Source organism: Methylobacter luteus IMV-B-3098, from assembly GCF_000427625.1.
In the GTDB taxonomy this organism is placed as follows: Bacteria; Pseudomonadota; Gammaproteobacteria; order Methylococcales; family Methylomonadaceae; genus Methylobacter; species Methylobacter luteus.
Window position 1 is genome coordinate 3709555 of sequence record NZ_KE386569.1, and the last position, 22179, is coordinate 3731733.

At 48.6% G+C, this 22179-nt stretch carries 25 protein-coding genes; 6 read left to right on the top strand and 19 right to left on the bottom strand.

Annotated elements, in window-relative coordinates; translation table 11 throughout:
• Positions 1-10: 10 nt before the first annotated feature.
• Both pqqB and pqqA read right to left on the bottom strand, forming a co-directional pair.
• Positions 11-922 (bottom strand): pyrroloquinoline quinone biosynthesis protein PqqB, encoded by a 912-nt coding sequence (pqqB, locus tag METLU_RS0119640; RefSeq protein WP_027159722.1) that lies wholly within the window; start codon positions 920-922, stop codon positions 11-13.
• Positions 923-1033: 111 nt separating this feature from the next.
• Positions 1034-1108, bottom strand: a complete 75-nt coding sequence (gene pqqA, locus METLU_RS27490; RefSeq protein WP_006892363.1) for a pyrroloquinoline quinone precursor peptide PqqA — start codon at positions 1106-1108, stop codon at positions 1034-1036.
• 273 nt (positions 1109-1381) lie between these two features.
• On the opposite strand from pqqA, the gene METLU_RS0119645 reads away from it, so the two are divergent.
• On the top strand, positions 1382-1588 hold the full coding sequence (locus METLU_RS0119645; RefSeq protein ID WP_027159723.1) for a hypothetical protein: 207 nt from the start codon (positions 1382-1384) through the stop codon (positions 1586-1588).
• A 65-nt stretch (positions 1589-1653) separates the two neighbouring features.
• Here the strand turns inward: METLU_RS0119645 and METLU_RS0119650 are convergent, their stop codons facing one another.
• Complete coding sequence (locus METLU_RS0119650; protein ID WP_027159724.1) at positions 1654-2400, bottom strand: HesA/MoeB/ThiF family protein; 747 nt, start codon at positions 2398-2400, stop codon at positions 1654-1656.
• Positions 2401-2542: 142 nt separating this feature from the next.
• Here METLU_RS0119650 and groES point away from each other — a divergent pair, with 142 nt between their 5' ends.
• Entirely contained in the window at positions 2543-2830 is a 288-nt protein-coding gene (gene groES, locus METLU_RS0119655) for a co-chaperone GroES (protein WP_027159725.1), read from the top strand.
• Between the two features lie 53 nt (positions 2831-2883).
• Positions 2884-4533, top strand: a complete 1650-nt coding sequence (groL, locus tag METLU_RS0119660) for a chaperonin GroEL (RefSeq protein ID WP_027159726.1) — start codon at positions 2884-2886, stop codon at positions 4531-4533.
• A gap of 71 nt (positions 4534-4604) precedes the next feature.
• Here groL and METLU_RS25885 read toward each other — a convergent pair whose 3' ends face one another.
• From METLU_RS25885 to METLU_RS0119730, 14 genes are all read right to left on the bottom strand, one after another.
• On the bottom strand, positions 4605-5339 hold the full coding sequence (locus tag METLU_RS25885; RefSeq protein ID WP_196806569.1) for an alpha/beta hydrolase: 735 nt from the start codon (positions 5337-5339) through the stop codon (positions 4605-4607).
• A 489-nt stretch (positions 5340-5828) separates the two neighbouring features.
• Positions 5829-6047: a hypothetical protein gene (locus tag METLU_RS0119670; RefSeq protein WP_027159727.1), complete on the bottom strand. Its 219-nt coding sequence runs from the start codon at positions 6045-6047 to the stop codon at positions 5829-5831.
• A 158-nt stretch (positions 6048-6205) separates the two neighbouring features.
• Positions 6206-7177 carry a lipoyl synthase gene (gene lipA, locus METLU_RS0119675; protein WP_027159728.1) on the bottom strand — a complete coding sequence of 324 codons (972 nt, stop codon included), beginning with the start codon at positions 7175-7177 and terminating at the stop codon, positions 6206-6208.
• Entirely contained in the window at positions 7174-7782 is a 609-nt protein-coding gene (lipB, locus tag METLU_RS0119680) for a lipoyl(octanoyl) transferase LipB (protein WP_027159729.1), read from the bottom strand. The genes lipA and lipB overlap by 4 nt, the downstream gene beginning before the upstream one ends.
• A 138-nt stretch (positions 7783-7920) precedes the next feature.
• The gene (locus METLU_RS0119685; protein ID WP_027159730.1) at positions 7921-8187 is read right to left on the bottom strand and encodes a YbeD family protein; all 267 of its coding nucleotides are present in this window, start codon (positions 8185-8187) and stop codon (positions 7921-7923) included.
• Entirely contained in the window at positions 8184-9029 is an 846-nt protein-coding gene (locus tag METLU_RS0119690) for a D-amino acid aminotransferase (RefSeq protein WP_027159731.1), read from the bottom strand. Before METLU_RS0119690 ends, METLU_RS0119685 begins: the two co-directional genes overlap by 4 nt.
• The gene (locus METLU_RS0119695; RefSeq protein WP_027159732.1) at positions 9029-10195 is read right to left on the bottom strand and encodes a D-alanyl-D-alanine carboxypeptidase family protein; all 1167 of its coding nucleotides are present in this window, start codon (positions 10193-10195) and stop codon (positions 9029-9031) included. The genes METLU_RS0119690 and METLU_RS0119695 overlap by 1 nt, the downstream gene beginning before the upstream one ends.
• A 58-nt stretch (positions 10196-10253) precedes the next feature.
• The gene (locus tag METLU_RS0119700; protein ID WP_027159733.1) at positions 10254-11042 is read right to left on the bottom strand and encodes a septal ring lytic transglycosylase RlpA family protein; all 789 of its coding nucleotides are present in this window, start codon (positions 11040-11042) and stop codon (positions 10254-10256) included.
• Positions 11035-12030 carry a lytic murein transglycosylase B gene (gene mltB / locus METLU_RS0119705; RefSeq protein WP_027159734.1) on the bottom strand — a complete coding sequence of 332 codons (996 nt, stop codon included), beginning with the start codon at positions 12028-12030 and terminating at the stop codon, positions 11035-11037. Before mltB ends, METLU_RS0119700 begins: the two co-directional genes overlap by 8 nt.
• Entirely contained in the window at positions 12030-13160 is a 1131-nt protein-coding gene (gene rodA / locus METLU_RS0119710) for a rod shape-determining protein RodA (RefSeq protein WP_027159735.1), read from the bottom strand. The genes mltB and rodA overlap by 1 nt, the downstream gene beginning before the upstream one ends.
• Positions 13150-14994 (bottom strand): penicillin-binding protein 2, encoded by a 1845-nt coding sequence (gene mrdA / locus METLU_RS0119715; protein WP_027159736.1) that lies wholly within the window; start codon positions 14992-14994, stop codon positions 13150-13152. Before mrdA ends, rodA begins: the two co-directional genes overlap by 11 nt.
• Positions 14995-15011: 17 nt before the next feature.
• Positions 15012-15494, bottom strand: a complete 483-nt coding sequence (gene mreD, locus METLU_RS0119720) for a rod shape-determining protein MreD (protein WP_027159737.1) — start codon at positions 15492-15494, stop codon at positions 15012-15014.
• Positions 15487-16392 (bottom strand): rod shape-determining protein MreC, encoded by a 906-nt coding sequence (gene mreC, locus METLU_RS0119725; protein WP_036243316.1) that lies wholly within the window; start codon positions 16390-16392, stop codon positions 15487-15489. The genes mreD and mreC overlap by 8 nt, the downstream gene beginning before the upstream one ends.
• Positions 16393-16515: 123 nt before the next feature.
• Positions 16516-17562, bottom strand: a complete 1047-nt coding sequence (locus tag METLU_RS0119730; RefSeq protein ID WP_027159739.1) for a rod shape-determining protein — start codon at positions 17560-17562, stop codon at positions 16516-16518.
• Between the two features lie 126 nt (positions 17563-17688).
• On the opposite strand from METLU_RS0119730, the gene gatC reads away from it, so the two are divergent.
• The 3 genes from gatC to gatB are packed head-to-tail and all read left to right on the top strand — an operon-like array spanning position 17689 to position 20880.
• Positions 17689-17976, top strand: a complete 288-nt coding sequence (gatC, locus tag METLU_RS0119735; RefSeq protein ID WP_027159740.1) for an Asp-tRNA(Asn)/Glu-tRNA(Gln) amidotransferase subunit GatC — start codon at positions 17689-17691, stop codon at positions 17974-17976.
• Positions 17977-17986: 10 nt separating this feature from the next.
• Positions 17987-19438 carry an Asp-tRNA(Asn)/Glu-tRNA(Gln) amidotransferase subunit GatA gene (gene gatA / locus METLU_RS0119740; protein WP_027159741.1) on the top strand — a complete coding sequence of 484 codons (1452 nt, stop codon included), beginning with the start codon at positions 17987-17989 and terminating at the stop codon, positions 19436-19438.
• An 11-nt stretch (positions 19439-19449) separates the two neighbouring features.
• Positions 19450-20880 (top strand): Asp-tRNA(Asn)/Glu-tRNA(Gln) amidotransferase subunit GatB, encoded by a 1431-nt coding sequence (gatB, locus tag METLU_RS0119745; RefSeq protein ID WP_027159742.1) that lies wholly within the window; start codon positions 19450-19452, stop codon positions 20878-20880.
• 65 nt (positions 20881-20945) lie between these two features.
• Here the strand turns inward: gatB and METLU_RS0119750 are convergent, their stop codons facing one another.
• A complete protein-coding gene (locus tag METLU_RS0119750) occupies positions 20946-21725 on the bottom strand; it encodes a hypothetical protein (protein WP_027159743.1) in 780 nt (259 codons plus the stop codon).
• 3 nt (positions 21726-21728) lie between these two features.
• The gene (locus tag METLU_RS0119755) at positions 21729-22148 is read right to left on the bottom strand and encodes a M67 family metallopeptidase (protein WP_027159744.1); all 420 of its coding nucleotides are present in this window, start codon (positions 22146-22148) and stop codon (positions 21729-21731) included.
• Positions 22149-22179 lie beyond the last annotated feature (31 nt).

Genomic DNA, 22179 nt, shown 5'->3' on the forward strand with positions numbered 1-22179 from the left:
AATGTACCTTCTATAAATCAATTTCTAATCCGTCATAAGATACTTCAATGCCGGCCGCATCGAGTGTCTTACGCGGCTCGGAATCTTCGTCCAGTATCGGATTCGTGTTGTTGATATGGATCAATATTTTGCGGGCTTTTTCGACGCCGTTTAATACTTCTATCATGCCGCCCGGGCCGGATTGCGGCAAGTGGCCGATTTCGCGTGCTTTTTTAGGGCTGATATGCTGCGTGCACATTTCGTCCTCAGTCCAGAATGTGCCGTCTACCATTAGGCAGTCCGCAGTTTGCATGGCCGCCATGACATGAGGCTCAATCTCGCCCAAGCCCGGAGAATAAAACAATTTTTTGCCTGTGGATATCTGCTCGATAATAACGCCGATATTGTCGCCTTCGTGCGGGTCATGTCGATGCGGCGAGTAGGGCGGTGCCTTGCTTTTTAAGGCTTGAGTATAAAAGCGTAAGTCATTAATGCCCGGAATGGTAAAGCAGCTGCCGTCGACGGGAATCGGATGATGATTGACGGTACAGTAATCCGCCAACATGTTGAACAGAGGAAAGCCTGTGGTCAGGTCTTGTTTGACCATGTCGGTGCAATAGACCTCCAGTGGCTTGCCTTCTCTGAGCATGAGCAGACCGGTGGTATGATCAATTTGGCTGTCTATCAGCATAATAGCTTTGATACCGGTATCGCGGACGCCTTCTCTAGGCTGGATAGCAGGAAAAGCTTCCAGTTGTGCGCGAATATCGGGAGAAGTATTGAACAGCAGCCAATTTCTGTTATCGGTACTTACGGCAATGGATGACTGGGTACGGGCTTTGCCGTTCATTTGATTATGGCGCAAGCGGTGGCAATTATGGCAATTGCAGTTCCATTGAGGAAAGCCGCCACCAGCGCCTGAACCTAAAACTCTGATCTTCATAGTTTGAAAGATATTTAAAATCCGTGAAGAAATGAATGATACGGGAATAAAAGCAAGCAGGCAAAAAAAAGGGGCCCATACGGAGCCCCTTTTTAATCTGAACCGAATGGATTAACGGTTATAGATATACATTGTAACTTCGAAACCGAAACGCAGGTCTGTATAACTTGGTGTTTCCCATTTCATCGTATTAACCTCCAGAAGATTTTTATGTTATAGGCTAGCTTGATCAAGTAAGCTGGCCCGAAGTATACGATGAACAGTTTTTTTACGCAACTTTTGGCAGGGAGCTCTTGTCTTCTGCGGAATTCGGCTACTGATCGAAAACGATAAAAAAATGATTAAATTTATTTGATTTTTAATTGATTTGTTCGGGGTGTTTTTTTTCATATATAGAGAGTATTATCCAATTTCACCTAAGAATAATAATAGATATTGATAAAATCATGAGGAGGTGTTATGAGTGGAGTCATTGTGCTGTTTTTAGGCATGGTCCTTCTTGCGGCGTTTTCGTTTGCGCCACTGGGTTATTTCATTTATAAGTTTTCACAGAGAAACGCCAAGCCTTTCGGTGAAACCGAACCGCATGGCGACAGCCCGTCTGTGATAAATGATTTAGCGGAAAAAGCGATTAGTTTAGTCAAGGGGTTCGTTAGCAAAAAGTAATACATCATTTTGGACTTTCCGGATGCCCCTGGAGGTCCGGAAAGTCCATCTCAAACCATAAAAATTCAAAAGATACCGCAGGTCGGGCAGTTAGGGTTTTTTCGCAGTTTCATGGTATTGCATTCCATCGTATAACCGTCTAGCAGCAGTAACCGACCGGTCAGCGTTTCCCCGATATTCATAATCAGCTTCATGGCTTCCAGTGCCTGAACGCTGCCGATAATGCCTGTAATAGGCGCTATCACGCCATTGGTTGCACAAGTCTGTTGTTCTTCGCCATCATAATTATATAAACAGTTGTAGCAAGGGCTGTCGTTCCTGCCCGGTGTGAATACAGCTACTTGGCCTTCAAAACGTATGGCCGCGCCTGAAACCAGCGGTTTTCGATGTTTGACACATGCGCTGTTGATGGCGAAGCGTGTCGAGAAGTTATCAGAACAATCCAATACCACATCGGCCGATGCCACGGCTATTTCAAGCTGTTCGCCCACCAGTCGCTGTTTCAGTGCCTGCACATTGACTTCCGGGTTTAGATTTTTAAGTGTCCGTTGGGTTGAAATTACTTTGTCAGTCCCTATATCGCTGGTGTGATGAGCAATCTGTCTTTGTAAATTGGATAAGTCTACTTCGTCATCATCATAAATCGTAATGCTACCGACACCGGCAGCGGCCAGATAGATTGACGCAGGGGATCCAAGACCTCCGGCGCCGACGATCAGTATCCTGGCCTCCAGGAGTTTTTGCTGCCCCTCAATATCAATTTGAGGCAGCATGATTTGACGGCTATAGCGTAGAAGTTGGTTGTCATTCATTAGTCGTGTGGTCTGCGTATGAGGATAAGAGATGATGCCAAAGAACTTGACAGACTGCAAAAGCTGATTATTATTAGCACTCATTGCCAGAGAGTGCTAACAACTGGATTAACCTTTTATATTTAACTGTTAGGAGACATTGATGAAAATACGTCCGTTACACGATAGAGTGATTGTTAAACGTGTTGAAGAGGAGACTACTACCGCTGGTGGTATTGTTCTGCCTGGTTCTGCGGCAGAAAAACCAAGCCAAGGTGTGGTTTTGGCCGTAGGTAACGGTAAAGTGCTGGATAACGGCGATGTCCGCGCATTGGATGTTAAAGTCGGCGATAAAGTACTGTTTGGCAAATATGCCGGCAACGAAGTTAAAGTTGACGGTGAAGAGCTTATCGTTATGCGTGAAGAAGACATCATGGGCGTTTTAGCTTAAGCCTGAGTCTTATTAATCACAATCATTTTTAACTAAAAAATTAAGGAATAAAAATGGCAGCAAAAGACGTATTGTTTGGCGATGACGCACGTAGCCGCATGGTGAGAGGCGTTAACATTTTAGCAAACGCAGTAAAAGTAACGCTGGGCCCAAAAGGTCGTAATGCGGTATTGGACAAAAGTTTCGGTGCACCGACCATTACTAAAGATGGTGTATCGGTTGCGAAAGAAATCGAATTGAAAGATAAATTCGAAAACATGGGCGCGCAAATGGTCAAGGAAGTGGCTTCAAAAACTTCCGATGTAGCCGGCGATGGTACAACCACTGCGACTGTATTGGCCCAAGCTATCGTTAATGAAGGTTTAAAAGCCGTTGCCGCTGGCATGAATCCAATGGATCTGAAACGCGGTATCGATTTGGCCGTGTCTAAAGCCGTTGAGTCTGTCGTAGCTTCAGCTGCACCTTGCACAGATAACAAAGCGATTGCACAAGTTGGTACTATCTCTGCAAACTCTGACGAATCTGTTGGCCAAATCATTGCCGAAGCGATGGAAAAAGTCGGCAAGGAAGGCGTCATCACTGTGGAAGAAGGTTCAGGTCTGGATAATCAACTGGACGTCGTAGAAGGCATGCAGTTCGACCGCGGTTACCTGTCTCCTTACTTCATCAACAACCAAGACAGCATGAGCGCTGAACTGGATAATCCGTTCATCCTGCTGTACGACAAAAAAATCTCCAACATCCGCGACATGTTACCGATACTGGAAGGCGTTGCCAAATCCGGCCGTCCATTATTGATCATCGCCGAAGATGTGGAAGGCGAAGCGCTGGCGACTCTGGTTGTTAACACGATCCGCGGCATCGTTAAAGTTGCGGCGGTCAAAGCACCTGGTTTTGGCGACCGTCGTAAAGCCATGCTGGAAGATATCGCTGTTCTGACAGGTGGTACTGTGATTTCTGAAGAAGTCGGTCTGTCTCTGGAAAAAGCGGAACTCGACTTGTTGGGTACTGCTAAAAAAGTCCAAGTCGGCAAAGAAAATACCACGGTTATTGATGGCGCGGGTTCTGAAGAAAGCATCAAAGGCCGAATTGCGCAAATTCGCAAACAAGCTGAAGAAGCAACTTCCGATTATGATAGAGAAAAATTGCAAGAGCGTCTGGCTAAATTAGCCGGGGGTGTTGCTGTTATTAAAGTCGGTGCGGCAACTGAAGTTGAAATGAAAGAGAAAAAAGCACGCGTTGAAGACGCGCTGCACTCTACCCGTGCAGCGGTTGAAGAAGGCGTGGTTGCAGGCGGTGGTACTGCTCTGGTTCGTGCTCTGAAAGCGTTGGAAGGCCTGAAAGGCATCAATCACGATCAAGATGTTGGTATCAACATTTTGCGTCGCGCGATGGAAGAGCCGTTACGTCAAATCGTTGCCAATGCCGGTGACGAATCGTCTGTGGTACTGAACGAGGTCGCTAAAGGCACAGGTAACTACGGTTACAACGCAGCAACTGGTCAGTATGGCGATATGATCGAAATGGGTATTCTTGATCCTGCCAAAGTAACCCGTTTTGCGCTGCAAAATGCTGCTTCTATTGCAAGTCTGATTATTACTACAGAAGTCATGGTTGCTGATGCGCCGGTTGAAGAAAAAGGCCATGGCATGCCGGATATGGGCGGCATGGGTGGCATGGGCGGTATGGGCGGCATGATGTAATCGTGCTGTCTTAAAGCCTGTCGCTTTAAGCAAGCCCTGGCTGTATGAAAACAGCTGGGGCTTTTTTATATCTAGAATTTTTGTAAAAGGCCGGCTTCAGATTTTACTATCGGGCTGGGCCACGCTTGCTGAGTCAAGCTATGTTGTTGTAAGAAATTTAATAAGTTCAAACGGTTGTTTTGAAGATGAAAGGTTTCATTATGACCGGTTTCCGATTGGATCATCATTTTAGGTTGTCTTGCCGCCTGGTAAAGTTGCTCTCCTTGTGAAAAAGGCACGACGAAATCCTTGCGACCATGAGTCAGTAATAGCGGAACAGGCGAGATGTCGGCAATGACATCAATCGGGTTGTAAGGATAGTTCATTAGCGAGGCTACAGGATACTGGAATGGCCAAGTAAGCCAATTAGAGGCGGCCACATGACGGACGATTTCAAAATAACTGCTGAACGCCGAATCACTGGCGATGCCGGCAAGATGTCGTTTAACTTCAGGATTTGTCGCCGTAAAGTAGATGCCCAGACTGGCGCCCATGCTTTGACCCAATAAAAATATGGGTTTATGGTCGGCATGGTCAAGCAGCCAGTTAAAACCTGCTTCAACATCCATAAAAATTTCCGGTAGACGAGGCGCGCCACCTGAGCGGCCAAAGCCTCGATAATCGATTAAAAAAACCTGATAACCGTATTGTGGCAACCACGCTATATTTTGCACATGGGTACTAATGTTTTGAGCATTGCCATGCAGAAAATAGACGCTGCCTTTTAAGTCGCCTTGCGCGGGCAGAAACCAGCCGTGTATTTTCAAGCTATCTCTGGCTTCCAACAGGATATCTTGATAAGCAAGCCCTAGCGCTTCAGGCGTTCTGACTAATGGTTTATCCGGATAAAACAATAAGCCCGAACAAGCCGATAATGTGCAGAAGAATAGAATAAGGCTGAAAATTTTAGACACTTAGACACTCTCTTGATAGACATCAGAAGCAATACCGGTAGAATAATTGGGCCTGATTAAAGTCTTCTCGTTTATTCCAGCTTTGCTGCAAGGCCCTCTGATTGCCTGAACGGCATCAGTAGCGAAATTGTGTTTCAGGCCCAGTTGAAAGCATTTACAGATTCTTTGAATCAAAGGTACGTTGACTGGTTCCTAAGGATGAGTAAAACAGTCGGCCGAGCGCAAAGTCCAGACCCGGCTCAATCTCATAGCGGAAATTGTTATGTTCGAGGTGGTGTTAATGAAGCTATAGCTAAGGCTGTTTTTGAACAAGGAATAAGACCCGCCGACTCCAGCACTGATTTAGTGCGGACAGTGTACCAAGCGCGTAGTTCTATATTTAACCCCGGTTGATATGCGCCAGGAAGCTAGTTTAACGGTCGCTTGGGCAAAAGTAGCCTGATTCTGTTCATCTATTCCGAACAGGGCGGCTGCATTTAATGCTTCATCTTCGCTTTTTCGCGGGAATTCCGATGAGTTCAGCCAGTAGATCGGCAGAAAACGAGAAATTTTCACTGCCATATGTTAATCCTCCGGGTATACCGAAGTGTTTTGTCGATAGAATTGTTAAAAGTCTTGCCGAGCAAGTGGGCAGTCAGTCCTCGATTTGGCCACAGAAAGCATGTTTTTTCAATCGCAATTGGGCGTCCGGCGCTCTTCTATAAGTATTTGTCGGCTGGTTAATCAGATGATTCGCTTATAACGGCTTTAGCCTGGGCGTCAGCATGATAAGATGATCTGACTAATGGCGCGCTGGCAACTTGTTTGAAGCCTAATGTCTTTGCTGTAGCGTTGTATTCCTCGAATTGTTCCGGAGTAATATAGCTCTTGACCGGCAAATGAGCCTTGCTGGGTTGCAGATATTGGCCCAGAGTCAGCATGGAACAGCCGTGGTCCAGTAAATCTTTCATAACCTGATGGACTTCAGACGGTTCTTCTCCCAGGCCGAGCATCAGTCCAGATTTGATGGGAGTCTGAGGCTGCGCCTCGCCATATTTCTGAAGTAATTGCAATGATCCCAAATAGTCGGCGCCGGGGCGTGCTTGCTGGTACAGCCTGGGAACCGTTTCCAGATTATGATTGAATACATCGCAGGGTTGCCCGGCCAGTATTGCAATGGCTTTATCCATGCGGCCACGAAAATCCGGCACCAGAATTTCGATTTTGGTTGTCGGTGTCGATTGTCGAATCGCTCCGATGCAGTCGGCAAAGTGGCCCGCGCCGCCGTCTTTCAAATCATCGCGGTTCACAGAGGTAATGACGACATATTTCAAAGCCAACGTTTGAATGGCCTGGGCGAGATGTTGCGGTTCGTCTTTGTCGAGCGCCAGTGGCTTGCCGTGGGCAACATCGCAGAAAGGACAGCGGCGCGTGCATAAATCTCCCATGATCATGAAGGTCGCGGTGCCATGCTGAAAACATTCTGCCAAATTAGGACAGGCGGCTTCTTCGCAAACCGTATGCAACTGGTTTTGGCGCAATAACTGTTTTATCCGGTTGACTTCATCGCTGGCCGATATTTTTATGCGTATCCATTCGGGTTTGCGCAAAGTGGTCTGGGCCTGCTCGACTTTGATCGGAATTCTTGCCAGTTTCTCGGCATTGCGTTGATGAGATTCGGGCGTGGAACGGGAAGGCGCTTGATGAGTCATTGTTGTATAGCCGTGGTTATGGCCTGGATAACAGGCAAGGCGAGTTCGGAATTTTTAACAGCGACACCCAGATCAGCCAATTGGGTCACTTCCAGCTCAGGATAACCGCAAGTATTGATAGAGTCAAAAGGGCTCAGGTCCATTTGGTTATTGAAACTTAGGCCGTGATAGCTGCAATTTTTCTTAATTCGCATGCCAATTGAACCGATTTTTTTGCCGTCCACGTAGACGCCGGGCGCCTCAGTCCTGGCGAGTGCGGTAATGCCATAGCCGGCCAAAGCGCTGATCATAGCTTGCTCCAGAATCGTTACCAGCTGCCTGACGCCTATTTTTAGCCGTTTAATGTCCAGTAGAGTATAAATGACCAGTTGACCGGGGCCGTGATAAGTGACTTGGCCGCCCCGGTCGGAACGAATGACGGGGATAGCGCCTGCATCGAGCAGATGCTCGGGTTTGCCGTTTAAGCCCAGTGTATAAACAGGAAAATGCTCCACGATCCATATTTCATCGACCGTTTCTTCAGTACGTTCCAGCGTGAACTGCTGCATAGCCTGCCACGTCGTTTCGTAATGCTGCAAACCCAGGTTTCGAATCATTATCTGCATGGTATTGGACGGGCTTTTGCCGCGGAGAAACATAGATAATACCGAGTAGTCGCCCGGTTCCCTGTGTATCGGTGATTAGAAATGTTTTGGAGAATTATTTCGCCAGCAAAACATCAGGTCATGCTACGCCAACCTCGCCTACAATGCCATCAGAATATGCGGGCTGGCTGTTAAGTCCCGGTAGATGGCATCCAGTTGCTCTCGGCTTGATGCGTCTATTATCACGGTAATGGCGGTATAATTGCCGGCCTTGCTGGGACGGGACGTCACGGCGCCCTCCCTGAGATCAGGGCTGTGGCGGCGGACAATTTCCACGACCAACACATCAAGATCCGGGCTGGTTCTGCCCATTACTTTAATAGCAAATTGGCAAGGAAATTCTAAAAGAGATTGTTCTTCGCTCATGATTGGGACTGCTTATAAGCTTGAAAAAGCCGATGCATGTTTTGCCATACCGGGCCGGGCTTGCCGTCTGCCACTTTTTGAGAGTCAAATTCCACAACCGGTATGATTTCGCGTGTGGAGCTGGTTAACCAGATCTCGCTGGCTGATTTCAAGGACTCTAATGAAATAACTTCCTCACGGTAAGGGATGTTGTTTTTCTGAGCGATTTCCAGAATGACATCACGGGTAATTCCCGGCAATATCTCGCAGCTCTTAGGCGGAGTAATCAAGACGCCGTCGACAACGGCAAAAATATTGCTTGCCGCGCCCTCGGTCACGTAGCCGTCTTTATTAACTAAAACGGCTTCAGCGCAGCCCTGTTCCACGGCTTGTTGTCTAAGCAGGATGTTAGCCAGCAATGTGGTTGCCTTGACATGGCACATCTCCCAGCGGCTGTCATCCAGGCTGATTGCCTTAACGCCGGAGTTAAGCCCTTCAAACGGCACTATGTTTGAACACATGGCGAAGACGGTAGGCTCGGTCTTTTCCGGAAACGCATGGTCTCTTTTAGGCGCTACGCCGCGTGTAACTTGTAGATAGATATATTGGTCCCCGCTTGGGCTCAGCAGCTCTGTCAGAATCTTCAGCCACTGCTCGCGGCTATGGGGATTAATCAATCGAATATTACTAAGGCTGTTTTCCAGTCGCTCCATGTGTTCCTGAAAGCGGAATAACTGTCCACGATAGGCTGGGATGACTTCGTAGATGCCGTCACCGAACAAAAAACCACGGTCAAGAACCGATATTTTTGCTTCATTAAGAGGCAGATACTGACCGTTTAAATAAACCGTTTTATTTTCCATTATTTTTCCATTAACAGCAGGGCTTGATCGTAAATTCTTTGAAGAATGTTGCCTTTCTCCACGGCTTTAAGCACTACCAGGTCTTTAGTGGTAATCACTTCATTTGCCAGGGTGACTGTCACCGAGCCGAATTTTTCGCCTTCCTTAACGGGAGCGGTAATATTTTTATCGACATTGATAACGGCTTTCAGATCTTTATAGTGACGGCGCGGAACTGTGGCAAAAAGATCTTCTGACAAGCCAAGTGACACATTTTTGCTGTCACCTCGCCATATTCTTGCCTCGGTTAAAGGGGTTTTGGCCTGATAGAGGCGGTGCGATTCAAAAAAACGGAACCCGTAATTCAGCAGATTTTGGTTTTCGTTGGCTCTGACGTTAGGGCTCGATGTCCCCATCACGACAGAAATCAGACGCATATCATTTCTTAACGCAGAAGCAACGAGGCAATAGCCGGCGTCATCAGTGAATCCGGTTTTAACGCCATCAACTGTTTCATCGCGCCAGAGCAATTTATTCCGATTTTGCTGCTTGATCTTGTTATAAGTAAATTCTTTCTGTGAAAACCAGCGGTAGTACTCGGGAAATTCCTTGATTAAAGCCCGGGTCAGCGTCGCGAGATCGCGCGCCGTTGTGTAATGATCCGGGTCAGGCAATCCGTCGCTGTTGACGAAGTGGGTATTGACCATACCCAGGCGCGCCGCATGCTGATTCATCATGTCGGCGAATGTCGTCTCATTGCCGCCTATGTGTTCTGCTAAAGCGACACTGGCATCATTGCCTGATTGGATGATCACGCCATGTAACAGATCTTCGATAGAGACTTGGTTGTTGACTTCAATAAACATGCGCGAGCCGGGCGTTTGCCAGGCTTTTTGACTGATGGTGGCTTTGTCTTCCAGATGCAGGTGACCACTGTCGAGTTCCCTGAATGCCACATAGACGGTCATGATTTTCGTAAGACTGGCCGGGGCGACTTTGGCATCGGCATTGTTTTCCGCCAATACCTTGCCTGTGGCATAGTCCTGCAATATATAAGCACTTGCAGCAACGGCGGGTGCCGTCGGGGTTAAAATATCTTCATCTGCTGAGTTCGCCTGGGAAGCGGCAAGCAGTAAACCAAAAAATATAAAAAAGTAGAAGCGGGTATAACTTTTTAAAAACATCATGGTTAGGTACTGGTAGGGGCTCGGTAAATCGTTGCCCTATATTGTACCATGTGATTTTTTAATTTTGTCTGGTTTCTGTGACAAATTGAGTATGTGTTACGCCTATTTCTGCCAATTGTTCATTCAGTTTATCCGCACCATCTGCCGATTTTATAGGGCCCATTTGAACTTTATAAAGCGTGGCTTTCTTGTAGGTAGAGGACAGGATTTCAGGTTGAGGCAAATGGTGGGCAATGATTTTATTTTGTAACTTCAAGGCCTTTCTTTGGCTACCGAAAGCACCTACTTGCAAATAAACCTGTTTTTTCTGCTTGGCCGCAGACGCTTGTAATTGCGGCAAGGCCTGTTCAGGGGCTAAAGGCTTGATTTCGACCATTCCGGTTCCGGCCTTATGAATACCCAGCTTTTTGGCGGCGGTGTAGGACAGATCCAATACTCTGTTGCCGTGATAAGGCCCTCTGTCGTTGATGCGTACAATAACGCTGCGCTTGTTTTCCAGGTTGGTTACGCGAGCATACGACGGAATCGGCAGTGTTTTCGATGCAGCGCTCATGGCATACATGTCAAATATTTCACCGTTAGCGGTTTTTTTGCCGTGAAAGCGGGGGCCATACCATGAAGCAATGCCCTTTTTCAGATATTGGGCGATACTGGGCAACAGATTTTCTTGTTCAGACGCTTCCTTGGATACAGCGCCGTTCTGTTCGTCTCCTGATGATGGATGAAACCATGAATCAACGACAGTTTTAAAAGCCGGCTCGGATTTAGAGGTTTCGATGTTTTCTATCTGCTCTGTAGCACAACTGCTCAGAATGAAAAAGGAGATGGAGACTATGATTTTATTCATATGTTGAAGCCTTTTTGTTTGAAATGGCCTGGCTTAACTGGTAAACCGCCATAGCATATAAAGGGCTGTGATTGTAACGGGTGATCACATAAAAATTATCTAAAGCAGCCCAGAGTTCTTCGTTTTGTTCTTGTTCAAAAATAAGAAGTTTTATTTTGCTGTTTAAAGGTAATGATACTGATGTATCAACATCAAGGGATTGTAACTCTGCAATAGTTAAATCAGGCTTAAGGTCGCCTTTGAGCATGGGCTTATACTTTTCGCCTTTGGCTTTGACCGGAAAAGCAATTGCACGGCCCGGTTGCCACTGGTGCTGGGCAAAGTAGTTGGCGATGCTGGCGATAACATCGTTATTGTTATGCCAGATATCGCGGCGGCTATCGTGATCAAAGTCGATCGCATAGTTTCTGAAGCTGCTAGGCATGAATTGCGGTATACCCATGGCGCCGGCATAAGAGCCGGTGGGTTCAAGGGGATTTATATGTTCATCGCGGCAAAGCAGCAGAAAGTTTTCAAGTTCACCGAGGAAGAACTTGCTGCGCGGAGGATAGGCAAACGCCAGTGTGGACAGCGCATCGATGACGCGATGGTTGCCGGTATTTTGTCCATAGAGGGTTTCAACGCCTATAATAGCGACAACAATTTCTGCTGGAACGCCATATTGCTGCTCGGCGGAAGCTAGCGCTTGCGCATTTTCTCGCCAGAACTTCACTCCGCCATCAATGCGTGATTCGGTTAGAAATATATTGCGATACTTATACCAGGGCAGTCCTTCGGCCGGCTTCGAGATGGTTTTAAGTATGTTTTCCTTTATTTGAACCGATTGAAAGAGTTCGTTAAGTTCGGATTCGTCGAACTGATGCGTTGCGACCATCTGCTGGATAAATGCATCCTTGTTGTCTGTTTCTTTGATGGTGGCGGTACAGGAGACTGCGGTTAAACAGAGGCCGCTTAACAGAATGCGCCTTAACGTATTTTTCAATTTCATCAGTTCGGCAAAAGTTTTTTATGGGTATGGATGGACATCAGGATACCGAATCCGGCCAGTAACGTCACTATTGATGTGCCTCCGTAACTGATTAACGGCAACGGAACGCCCACGACAGGCAGAATGCCTATGACCATGCCGATGTTAACAAACACATACACAAAAAAGGTAAAGGATAGGCTGCCCGCTAATAATCGACTATAGGTATCTTGGGCTTGCGAGGCGATATACAGACAGCGGCCGATAATAAGCAGGTACAGAACCAGCAGGCCCAAACAGCCAAAAAGGCCGAATTCCTCGGCAAATACGGCGAAAATGAAATCAGTCGAGCTTTCCGGCAGGAAGTCCAGTTCCGACTGGGTGCTGCCCAGCCAGCCCTTGCCGTAGATGCCGCCGGAGCCAATGGCTATTTTCGATTGAATAATGTGATAGCCTCGGCCCATCGGGTCGGCTTCGGGATTTAAGAAGGTCAGCACCCGGTCGCGTTGGTAGTCGTGCATCAGATGCCAGACAACGGGGGTTAGAGAGGTCAAGATGGCAATAACGGCCAGAATGAAAAGCCAGGAAAGACCGGCAAAAAACAGCACGCCGGCGCCAGAGCTGGCCACCAGCAAAGCGGTTCCCAGATCCGGCTGTTTGGCAATCAATAAAGTCGGAATCACGATCAGTACGGCGGCTATGCAAAGCTGCTTCCATTTGGGCGGCAGTGAATGCTCGGCCAGATACCAGGCAATCATCATGGGCGTCGTGATTTTGATCATTTCCGACGGCTGGAAACGGAAAAAGCCCAGATCCAGCCAGCGTTGAGCGCCTTTGCCAATTTGTCCCATGATCAGTACGGCGATGAGCAATAAAATGCCCAGGGCAAATAGCACAGCCGAATAGCGTTTAAACTGATAAGGATTGACATGGGCCAGCAGCGTCATTAATCCAAAGGCTAGCCCGACTCGGGCCGCCTGGCGCATCAATATGCCCATATTCTGGCTGCCGGCACTGTAAAGAATCACGAAGCTGACTATGGCCGCCAGGAACAGCGTGATAAACAAAGGGACATCAATATGCAGTTTTCTGAGCAGATTGCCTAAAGCTGAAGGCGGTTCGAATTGTTCTCTGCGAGTTTCAGTTCTCATTTTCGCTCTCTAAATATTGCTTGATGACTTTTCCGGCAATCGGTCCTGCAACTGAACCGCCATGACTACCGTTTTCGGCAATGACCGCTACTGCAATTTTAGGATCATCGGCCGGAGCGAATGCAATAAATAACGCATGATCGCGCAGTTTGAAGTCGATTTCATTCTCGTTGTATTTGGCGTCCTGTTTGATATTGAAAACCTGTGCGGTTCCCGTTTTTCCGCCAATTTTATAATTAATGCCCTTGCCAATGGGCTTGGCTGTTCCGCGCTCGCCATGGATCACATTGACCATGCCGACAAGAATGCTATTGATGTTTTCCTGTTTAATCGGCAGGGCGCCTTTATGGGCTTCGGGGCCATGCGTAGTGGTATCGGTATTGACGATTTTGTCCACCAGAAACGGCGTGACAATATTGCCTTTATTAGCCAGTGTTGCCGTGGCTCTGGCAAGCTGTAATGGCGTTACCTGGGTAAATCCCTGGCCAATGCCTGTGATCAATGTTTCTCCTGGGTACCAAGACTGATTTCTCTGTCGACGTTTCCAGTCGCGAGATGGCAGCAAGCCCGCTTTTTCCCCGACCAGATCGATGCCGGTTTTCTCGCCAAAGCCGAACTGCTGTAAAAAATCATGTATGTTATCGATGCCCAAAGAGGACGCCAGACTATAAAAATAAACGTCGCAGGACTGCATGATGGCATCGTTTAAATTAACCGAGCCGTGGCCCCACTTTTTCCAGTCCCGGTAGCGGTGGCTGACGCCCGGGAGTTGATAAAAGCCCGGGCAGAAAATTCTGTGCTGCGTATCTATCACGTTATATTCAAGTCCTGCCAGACCGACAAATGGCTTAAGCGTTGAGCCAGGCGGATACAAGCCCCGTAATGCGCGATTGTAGAGCGGCCGATCGTCGGATGATTGCAACGCCTGATAGGCATTGTTGCTAATGCCGACAACAAACGGATTGGGATCAAATCCGGGGCGGCTGGCGAATACCAGAACGCCGCCTGTTTTGATGTCAATGGCAACGACGGCGCCATTATAAGTGTCCAGCGCGTCATAGGCGGTTTTCTGAAGATCAATGTCCAGTGTCAGGTAGAGATTGGCGCCGGGTGTCGGTTCCACTGCGTTTACCGTACGGATGGCGCGCGCCTGGGCATTGGTTTCGATTTCCGCATAGCCCGTTTTGCCATGCAGTTGTGTTTCATAGCTGCTTTCTACGCCTATTTTGCCAATATGGCTCGAGCCCTGATATTCGGCTGTCGGCAATGATTTGAGTTCGGTCTCGTTGATGCGTCCCACATAGCCGACGACATGCGAGGCCAGATCGGCATAAGGATAATGCCGGGCAAGATGAACCTGAATGTCGACGCCGGGGAAAAAAGGTCGGGCGACGGCAAATTTGGCGAGTTCTTCCTCATTCATGTTCATCAATAGCGGCGTGCTGGTGAAGCGTTTTTCCCGTTTACGCTGTTTTTGATATTGCTGGATTTTTTCATCGGAGATGTTGAGCAATTTTTGTAAACGCCGCAAGGTGTCATCGAGGTCGCTGATTTGTTCAGGGATCAGCTCAAGGCTGTAAGACGGCATATTTTCGGCCAGAATTTTTCCATGCCGATCATAAATCATGCCTCGAGTCGGCACCAGCGGCTTGATTTTGATGCTATTGTCCTTTGCCAGACTTGAGTAATGTTCGTGACCGACAATCTGCAGATAGACCAGGCGAACGATCAGGCCGGAAGTCAATAATAAGATGATAACGAATGCGACGATAATGCGGTTGAGAAACAGGCGATTCTCTACTGAATTATCTTTAATAGTATATGTACGGGACATAACGGCGGCGAATTGTTCTATTTAGCGCGTCGTGACAGGCGAATGAAGCGTAGCGTCGTATAAACCAAAGGCCAGCATAATGTGCCGGTAATAACAGGCAGCCAGAAGGATGGATGAAGCTGGGAAGGGTGCTGGAGATTTTTTATCCAGAACAGCAGCAACTGGGATAGCAGCAGGCAGAAAAAAATAAACAGCCCTTGTTGAATCAAAGGAAACTGGCGCAGTCGTTTATGGAGCTTGAGGCAAAGATAGATGACTAACGAATAAGCCAGCGCATATTGGCCAAATAACTTGCCCATTAACACATCGGTAAGCAAGCCGAAAGTCCAGGCATGGAATATGCCGACCCGCTCCGGCACGGCGAGTGCCCAATAGATAAGAGACAGCAACACCCAGTCGGGATTAATGGCAGCCATAACGCCATGCATGGGTGCAATTCTTAAGCACATCGCCAAGACTATGGTCAAAATAATTCGGCCAAAGCCATAGTAGTTATTCATGGGCAGGTGTCTCGGTTTTTTTGTCGTTCGCTGTGTGTTGTGAGGTCAACGGAATAGGTGTGGTATTGCTCCAGACAATCATCAGTTCCCTGTTCCGGTTCAGCATGGCTTTAGGGGTTGCAGTAATGCTGGCGAAAGGTTTATTAGGTTCCGGCGTAAATTCATCCACAACCGCAACAGGGTAGCCCTGCGGAAAAGTACCGCCTAAACCCGATGTGATCAGTAAATCGCCAGGTTGAATGTCGGCATTGTTTGGCAAAAATGGCAGATTAAGCCGGTTCATTTGTCCACTGCCTACCGCAATCGTTAGTAATCCGTTTCGATTAACCTGAACCGGAATGGCATGATTCGGATCGGTAATCAACATGATTTCTGAGCTGAGCGGCAGGCTCCGGATAACCTGACCGACGACACCGTTGGCATCAAGTACGGGCTGTTGGGGATGCACGCCAAAGCGTGTACCTTTGTTGACCTGTACGATGTGTTCATAGGGGCCTGTATTTATTGACAATAATTCAGCGATCAGCACCTGTTCACCGAGTTTGAACGAATTTTCCAGTAGTGCGCGCAGGCGGATATTTTCTTTTTCCAGGGCTGCAAACTTGAGCAGTCGGGTCTGCTGGATGAGCTGCTCTTCTCGCAATCTCTCGTTTTCTTTCTGTAGGGCGGTGTACGAACTAATAGAGTTGGAAGTTTGCTCGATCAGAACTGTAGGTAAATCGACCAGATATTTTATAGGGTCGATAAAAAACGATAACGCAGCGCGAAGCGGATCCAACCGGATGCTGGTCTGTTCCGTCGCTAGTAAGGCGATAGAGGCGATTACTGCCACTAGCAGGCGGGTATTAATCGATGGACCGGTGGCAAATAAAAGTTTGATGGCGGATTTCCTCGGCAATTGCTCCTAGCGGTGCTCTACCTCCTGCATCCTTGCAGTCATCTTATCAGTTAGTTAAAAATGAAGCGACCGGGCTGGTAGTCCCGGTTTCTGCCAGAATAAGCAATCAAAGGCTAAGCATCATTATTCTAATGAAAAGGTTGAGACTCCTTTTTTATCCAGCATTTCCAGAACCATGCCGCCGCCTCTGGCAACACAAGTCAACGGATCATCGGCAATAAACACAGGCAAGCCTGTCTCTTCGGCTATCAGGCGATCAATGTCTTTTAACAAGGCACCTCCGCCGGTTAAATAAATGCCGCGGTTGGCAACATCGGCTCCCAGTTCGGGCGGAGTTTGTTCCAGGGCCACTTTGACAGCACCGACAATGCCAGACAGCGGTTCCTGCAATGCTTCCAGGATTTCATTGCTGTTCAAGGCAAAACTGCGCGGCACGCCTTCCGCCAGATTGCGCCCCTTTACTTCTATTTCCCTGACTTCGCTGCCGGGGTAAGCCGTGCCGATTTCAAATTTTATTCTTTCGGCCGTCGATTCACCGATTAACGTGCCGTAGTTTCTACGTACATAGTTGATGATGGCTTCGTCAAAACGATCGCCACCGATACGGACCGAGTTGGAATAAACGATGCCGTTTATGGATATGACGGCCACTTCGGAGGTGCCGCCACCGATATCCAGAACCATCGATCCTGACGCTTCATCGACCGGAAGCCCAGCGCCGATAGCGGCCGACATGGGTTCTTCTATCAGATAGACTTCGCGCGCGCCGGCCATGGCGGCAGATTCACGAATGGCACGACGTTCAACCTGGGTTGACCCGCAAGGTACACAGATTAAAATGCGCGGACTAGGACGCAACAGTTTGCTTTGATGGACCTTTTCGATAAAAAATCTGAGCATTCTTTCCGTAACGGCAAAATCAGCGATTACACCGTCCTTCAACGGGCGGATAGCCGTGATGTTGCCAGGTGTACGGCCCAGCATGCGCTTTGCGTCAGCGCCAACCGCCGCGATGGTTTTAGAACCACGGACTTTGTCTTCTTTGATGGCGACAACTGATGGTTCATTAAGGACAATCCCTTGGCCGGGAATATAAATCAATGTATTGGCGGTTCCCAAGTCAATCGAGAGGTCATTAGAAAAAAGGCCGCGAATTCTTTTGAAGAACATTTTTTACCTGTGTCCTTTGAGGGGAATAAAATTGTACTACTTTATCAATCAAGCGGGTATTTGAGCAAGATATAAAGTATTATATTTATAATAATACAAAATCTCTGAAATTTTGAGGAGTTGATAGTGTCTTTAACGACCGATGATGTGAAAAAAATTGCGCATTTGGCGCGCTTGGGAATTGATGAGCCAGACATTGATTCTTATGCAAGGGATTTATCCGGCATGCTGGATTTAATGACGCAGATGAGCGAACTGAATACCGATGGCGTCATACCAATGGCTCATCCGATGGATCAGGTGCAAAGATTAAGGCCCGATATCGTTACGGAGCAGGACAATCGCGAGCAGTTCCAGGCTATTGCGCCACAAGTCGAAGCTGGACTATATCTAGTGCCGAAAGTCATTGAATAAGGGAATAATCATGCACAATAAATCAATTGCAGAGCTAGCCAGGGGCCTGCGCTCAGGCGAATTTTCAAGCGTCGAGCTGACTCAGGCGTTTTTGGACAGAATCAAGCGGCACAGTTCGCTTAACTGTTATGTTACGGTCACCGAAGATCTAGCCTTACAGGAAGCCAAGGCGGCCGATGACAGGATTGCCGAAGGCGATGCCACGCTGTTGACTGGCATACCGGTTGCGCAGAAAGACATTTTTTGCACGCAGGGCGTGAAAACCACCTGCGGTTCCAAAATGCTCGACAACTTTATCGCGCCTTATAACGCCACGGTCGTGGATAAATTTAACCAGGCCGGAGCCGTGATGCTGGGCAAGCTCAATATGGATGAATTCGCCATGGGCTCGTCAAACGAAACCAGTTATTACGGTGCCGTTAGAAATCCCTGGGATCTCAATGCCATTCCGGGTGGCTCATCAGGCGGTTCGGCCGCAGCCGTAGCGGCCGGATTGACCGTCTGCGCGACCGGAACGGATACTGGCGGCTCAATCCGCCAGCCAGCAGCACACTGCGGCATCACCGGTTTGAAACCGACTTACGGACGCGTATCGCGCTATGGCATGATCGCTTATGCTTCCAGCCTGGATCAGGGCGGGCCTATGGCACATAGCGCCGAGGATGCGGCGATTATGCTGCAGGTAATGGCGGGATTCGATGAGAGAGATTCAACCAGTGTCGATCTGCCGGTGCCTGATTATAGGGCTGGGCTGAATAATCCTATTGAAGGGCTCAAAATCGGGCTGCCGAAAGAGTTCTTCGGCGACGGCCTCAACAGCGACGTTGCCGCCGTTATTGAATCGGCCGTTAATGAATATCGGAAACTGGGCGCGCACATCAAGGAAGTTTCGATGCCTAATCTGAAACTGGCCATTCCGGCTTACTACGTCATTGCGCCGGCCGAGTGTTCGGCCAATCTGTCCCGCTTTGATGGCGTGCGTTATGGCTACCGCTGCGCTAATCCGGTAGATCTGACGGATCTCTATGTCCGCTCGCGCGGCGAAGGGTTCGGCAAGGAGGTCAAGCGCCGGATTCTGATGGGAACGTATGCCTTATCGGCCGGTTATTATGATGCCTACTATATCAAGGCGCAAAAAGTTCGCCGCCTGATCAGCGAGGACTTTAAAAAGGCCTTGTCGGAAGTCGATGTGATTATGGGACCGGTAGCACCGTCTACCGCTTTCGGCATAGGCGAGAAAATCGGCAACCCGATAGAGATGTATTTATCCGATATCTATACCATCGCCATCAATCTTGCCGGACTGCCGGCCATGTCCGTACCGGCTGGTATCGTCGGCGGCAAACCGGTGGGCCTGCAGATCATCGGCAATTACTTCGCCGAAGACCGGCTGTTGAATATTGCCCATCAATATCAGCAGATTACCGACTGGCATCAACAAAGTCCTAAAGGTTTTGAGTAAAGGAGCAAATCATGGAATGGGAAGCAGTGATCGGGTTGGAAATTCATACCCAACTCGCCACGAAATCTAAAATTTTTTCCGGCGCCTCGACCGCTTATGGAGCAGAGCCGAATACGCAGGCTTGTGCGGTCGATCTGGGTCTGCCGGGCGTCTTGCCGGTCCTGAACGAAGAAGCCGTGCGTATGGCCGTACTGTTTGGTCTGGCTATTGAGGCGGAGATTGCGCCGTATTCGATTTTCGCCAGGAAAAACTATTTTTATCCAGATCTACCCAAAGGCTATCAAATCAGCCAGTTTGAATTGCCTATCGTAGGTCTTGGTCATCTTGATATTGACGTGGACGGCGTCAAAAAGCGCATAGGCGTGACGCGCGCGCATCTTGAGGAAGATGCCGGCAAATCGCTGCATGAGGATTTTCATGGCTTGACCGGCATCGACTTAAACCGTGCCGGCACGCCGCTGTTGGAAATCGTGTCCGAGCCGGATATGCGTTCGGCGAAAGAAGCAGTCGCTTACATGAGAAAGCTGCATGAGCTGGTGCGCTACTTGGGCATTTGCGACGGCAACATGCAGGAAGGCTCATTCCGCTGTGACGCCAACGTGTCAGTGCGCCCAAAAGGCCAGCAAGCTTTCGGTACGCGCGCCGAAATCAAAAACATCAACTCGTTCAAATTCGTCGAGAAGGCCATCAATTATGAAATTGAGCGCCAGATCGACCTGATCGAGAGCGGCGGCGCGGTAGTTCAGGAAACGCGGCTTTACGATGCCGCCAAGGACCAAACCCGCTCCATGCGCAGCAAGGAAGAAGCCAACGATTACCGGTATTTTCCCGATCCCGATCTGTTGCCCGTGGTTGTCGATGAGGCATTTAAAGCGCAAGTAAAGACTACAATGCCCGAATTGCCGGATGCGAAAAAGCAGCGCTTCAAGGAGCAGTACGGATTGGATGAAGAAAGCACTGCAATCCTGACTTCTTCTCGTCCGCTGGCCGATTATTTCGAGATTGTCGTGAAAGAATCGGCTTGCGAAGCAAGAATCTGCGCCAACTGGGTAACGGGCGATCTCTTGGCCGCGCTTAACCGGTCCGGATTGGAAATTAGCGATTCGCCGGTCAGTCACGAACGCCTGGCTGGGTTGCTGGCACGCATCAGCGACGATACCATTTCGGGAAAAATCGCCAAGCAGGTGTTTGAGGAGATGTGGCAGGGCACGGCTTCAGCCGATGAGATTATCGAAGCCAAGGGCTTAAAGCAGATTACCGATACCGGCGCGATAGAAGCCATCATCGATAAAATCATCGCTGATAATCCGGGTCAGGTTGAGCAATACCGTAGCGGTAAAGACAAGGTATTTGGTTTTTTTGTCGGGCAGGTCATGAAAGAAATGCAGGGCAAGGCCAATCCCGGCGAAGTCAATAAAATGCTGAAGGATAAGTTGAAATAAGCTTGACCGTATGGCGTGTCGGGCACCTGTACTAAACAGTCGTGCCCGGTTTTTCCGGTACTGGTTCAATCGGCCGGAAGCCAGTTAATCTCTCTGGCGGTCTGTTCGCCTATAATACATTGGTCCAGACTATCAGCCATCCGCGATGAGGTGGCTGACAGCGGAATGCGGGCAGTCATAATTTCAGCCTTGTTCTGCGGATACAAAGGGGACCGCGTAGGATCGGCATAGCCTATCGGGAAAATCGGTTCATTGTCTGCCGCGTATTTGTCTGTGGCTCCAACCGTATGCAGTAATTCATGGGCAATGACGATATTATTCTGCTGGTCCTGATCAATTGAGGCAAACGCATGCACGACCGCCAGCAGGCCTTTATCCAGACCCAGTGAATGCTGTAGATGCCGGCCTTTAGTCGCTTCATGATAATGAACAAAGACCCGGATGCGGTGCAGATTGGAATCCGAATCCGGTGTGTTTTTATAGGCCCAGTAACGAAATTTAAGTCCCCACCAGATAATCGTCGCATAGTTTGAGTTGGGCGGCGGCGATTCAGGCGGCTGAGCCGAAATGACCGGCCCCAGATGTGTCCGGGTAGGGTGGCTGGTAATGAGGTTGTATTTTTGACTTTGTTTTTCAATAAACTGGTCTACCGGCGTAAAGACGCTGTCATCGAGTTCATTGATGTAATCGTTGACGATGGGGCTGTTATTATCGCCATTGATACGGTAAATGACGACATCCATCGGCGTGGACCATGATCTGGATTTCAGCTTTTGAGTCTTGGCATAAAAAGCCACTGTTGCCAATATCAGCAGCAAAATCAGAATGCGTATGGCTTTGAGCAAGTTCTAGTCTTCGCTCAACGCCAACGCGATCTCTCGGGCGGTTTTTTGTTCTATCCTGAAGCCGCGCATTTCTAGAATGCCTTTCGTGTTCAATGAAATGATCAGGTATAGCGCGTCCGGGTAAGCGGCCAATTCCAGATCGATGGCAGACGGTTCGGCCGGCGCGGTCGGGTGCGAATGATAAATGGCGAAAAGCTCTTCACCTTGATCACGCATATTGGCCATGGCGGCGATTTGTTGCGATGGATCTAGCTGAAAGCGCTGCCCGGGCTTTTCTGCGATGTTGTTTATCGGATAGCAACGAGTCGGCAGGCCGTTTTTACCGCCAATAAGACCGCAGACTTCCTGGTCGGGAGATTGTTGCGCGAGATGCAATAACTGATTAGTAATTTTCCGCGAAATATGAATTTCTTCTTGGGTCATAATTTAAGGTAAGAAAGTAAAAGTTAAAATC

Coding starts and splice junctions, on each gene's coding strand:
- METLU_RS0119685 (WP_027159730.1), bottom strand. CDS start 8,187: ATGAGCGAAGAACAATCTCTTTTAGAATTTCCTTGCCAATTTGCTATT.
- gatA (WP_027159741.1), top strand. CDS start 17,987: ATGCACAATAAATCAATTGCAGAGCTAGCCAGGGGCCTGCGCTCAGGC.
- METLU_RS0119645 (WP_027159723.1), top strand. CDS start 1,382: ATGAGTGGAGTCATTGTGCTGTTTTTAGGCATGGTCCTTCTTGCGGCG.
- rodA (WP_027159735.1), bottom strand. CDS start 13,160: ATGAGAACTGAAACTCGCAGAGAACAATTCGAACCGCCTTCAGCTTTA.
- METLU_RS0119695 (WP_027159732.1), bottom strand. CDS start 10,195: ATGATGTTTTTAAAAAGTTATACCCGCTTCTACTTTTTTATATTTTTT.
- gatB (WP_027159742.1), top strand. CDS start 19,450: ATGGAATGGGAAGCAGTGATCGGGTTGGAAATTCATACCCAACTCGCC.
- mltB (WP_027159734.1), bottom strand. CDS start 12,030: ATGAAATTGAAAAATACGTTAAGGCGCATTCTGTTAAGCGGCCTCTGT.
- METLU_RS0119730 (WP_027159739.1), bottom strand. CDS start 17,562: ATGTTCTTCAAAAGAATTCGCGGCCTTTTTTCTAATGACCTCTCGATT.
- groES (WP_027159725.1), top strand. CDS start 2,543: ATGAAAATACGTCCGTTACACGATAGAGTGATTGTTAAACGTGTTGAA.
- METLU_RS0119700 (WP_027159733.1), bottom strand. CDS start 11,042: ATGAATAAAATCATAGTCTCCATCTCCTTTTTCATTCTGAGCAGTTGT.
- pqqB (WP_027159722.1), bottom strand. CDS start 922: ATGAAGATCAGAGTTTTAGGTTCAGGCGCTGGTGGCGGCTTTCCTCAA.
- METLU_RS0119650 (WP_027159724.1), bottom strand. CDS start 2,400: ATGAATGACAACCAACTTCTACGCTATAGCCGTCAAATCATGCTGCCT.
- METLU_RS0119690 (WP_027159731.1), bottom strand. CDS start 9,029: ATGGAAAATAAAACGGTTTATTTAAACGGTCAGTATCTGCCTCTTAAT.
- lipA (WP_027159728.1), bottom strand. CDS start 7,177: ATGACTCATCAAGCGCCTTCCCGTTCCACGCCCGAATCTCATCAACGC.
- mreD (WP_027159737.1), bottom strand. CDS start 15,494: ATGAATAACTACTATGGCTTTGGCCGAATTATTTTGACCATAGTCTTG.
- METLU_RS0119755 (WP_027159744.1), bottom strand. CDS start 22,148: ATGACCCAAGAAGAAATTCATATTTCGCGGAAAATTACTAATCAGTTA.
- METLU_RS0119670 (WP_027159727.1), bottom strand. CDS start 6,047: ATGGCAGTGAAAATTTCTCGTTTTCTGCCGATCTACTGGCTGAACTCA.
- mrdA (WP_027159736.1), bottom strand. CDS start 14,994: ATGTCCCGTACATATACTATTAAAGATAATTCAGTAGAGAATCGCCTG.
- lipB (WP_027159729.1), bottom strand. CDS start 7,782: ATGCAGATAATGATTCGAAACCTGGGTTTGCAGCATTACGAAACGACG.
- groL (WP_027159726.1), top strand. CDS start 2,884: ATGGCAGCAAAAGACGTATTGTTTGGCGATGACGCACGTAGCCGCATG.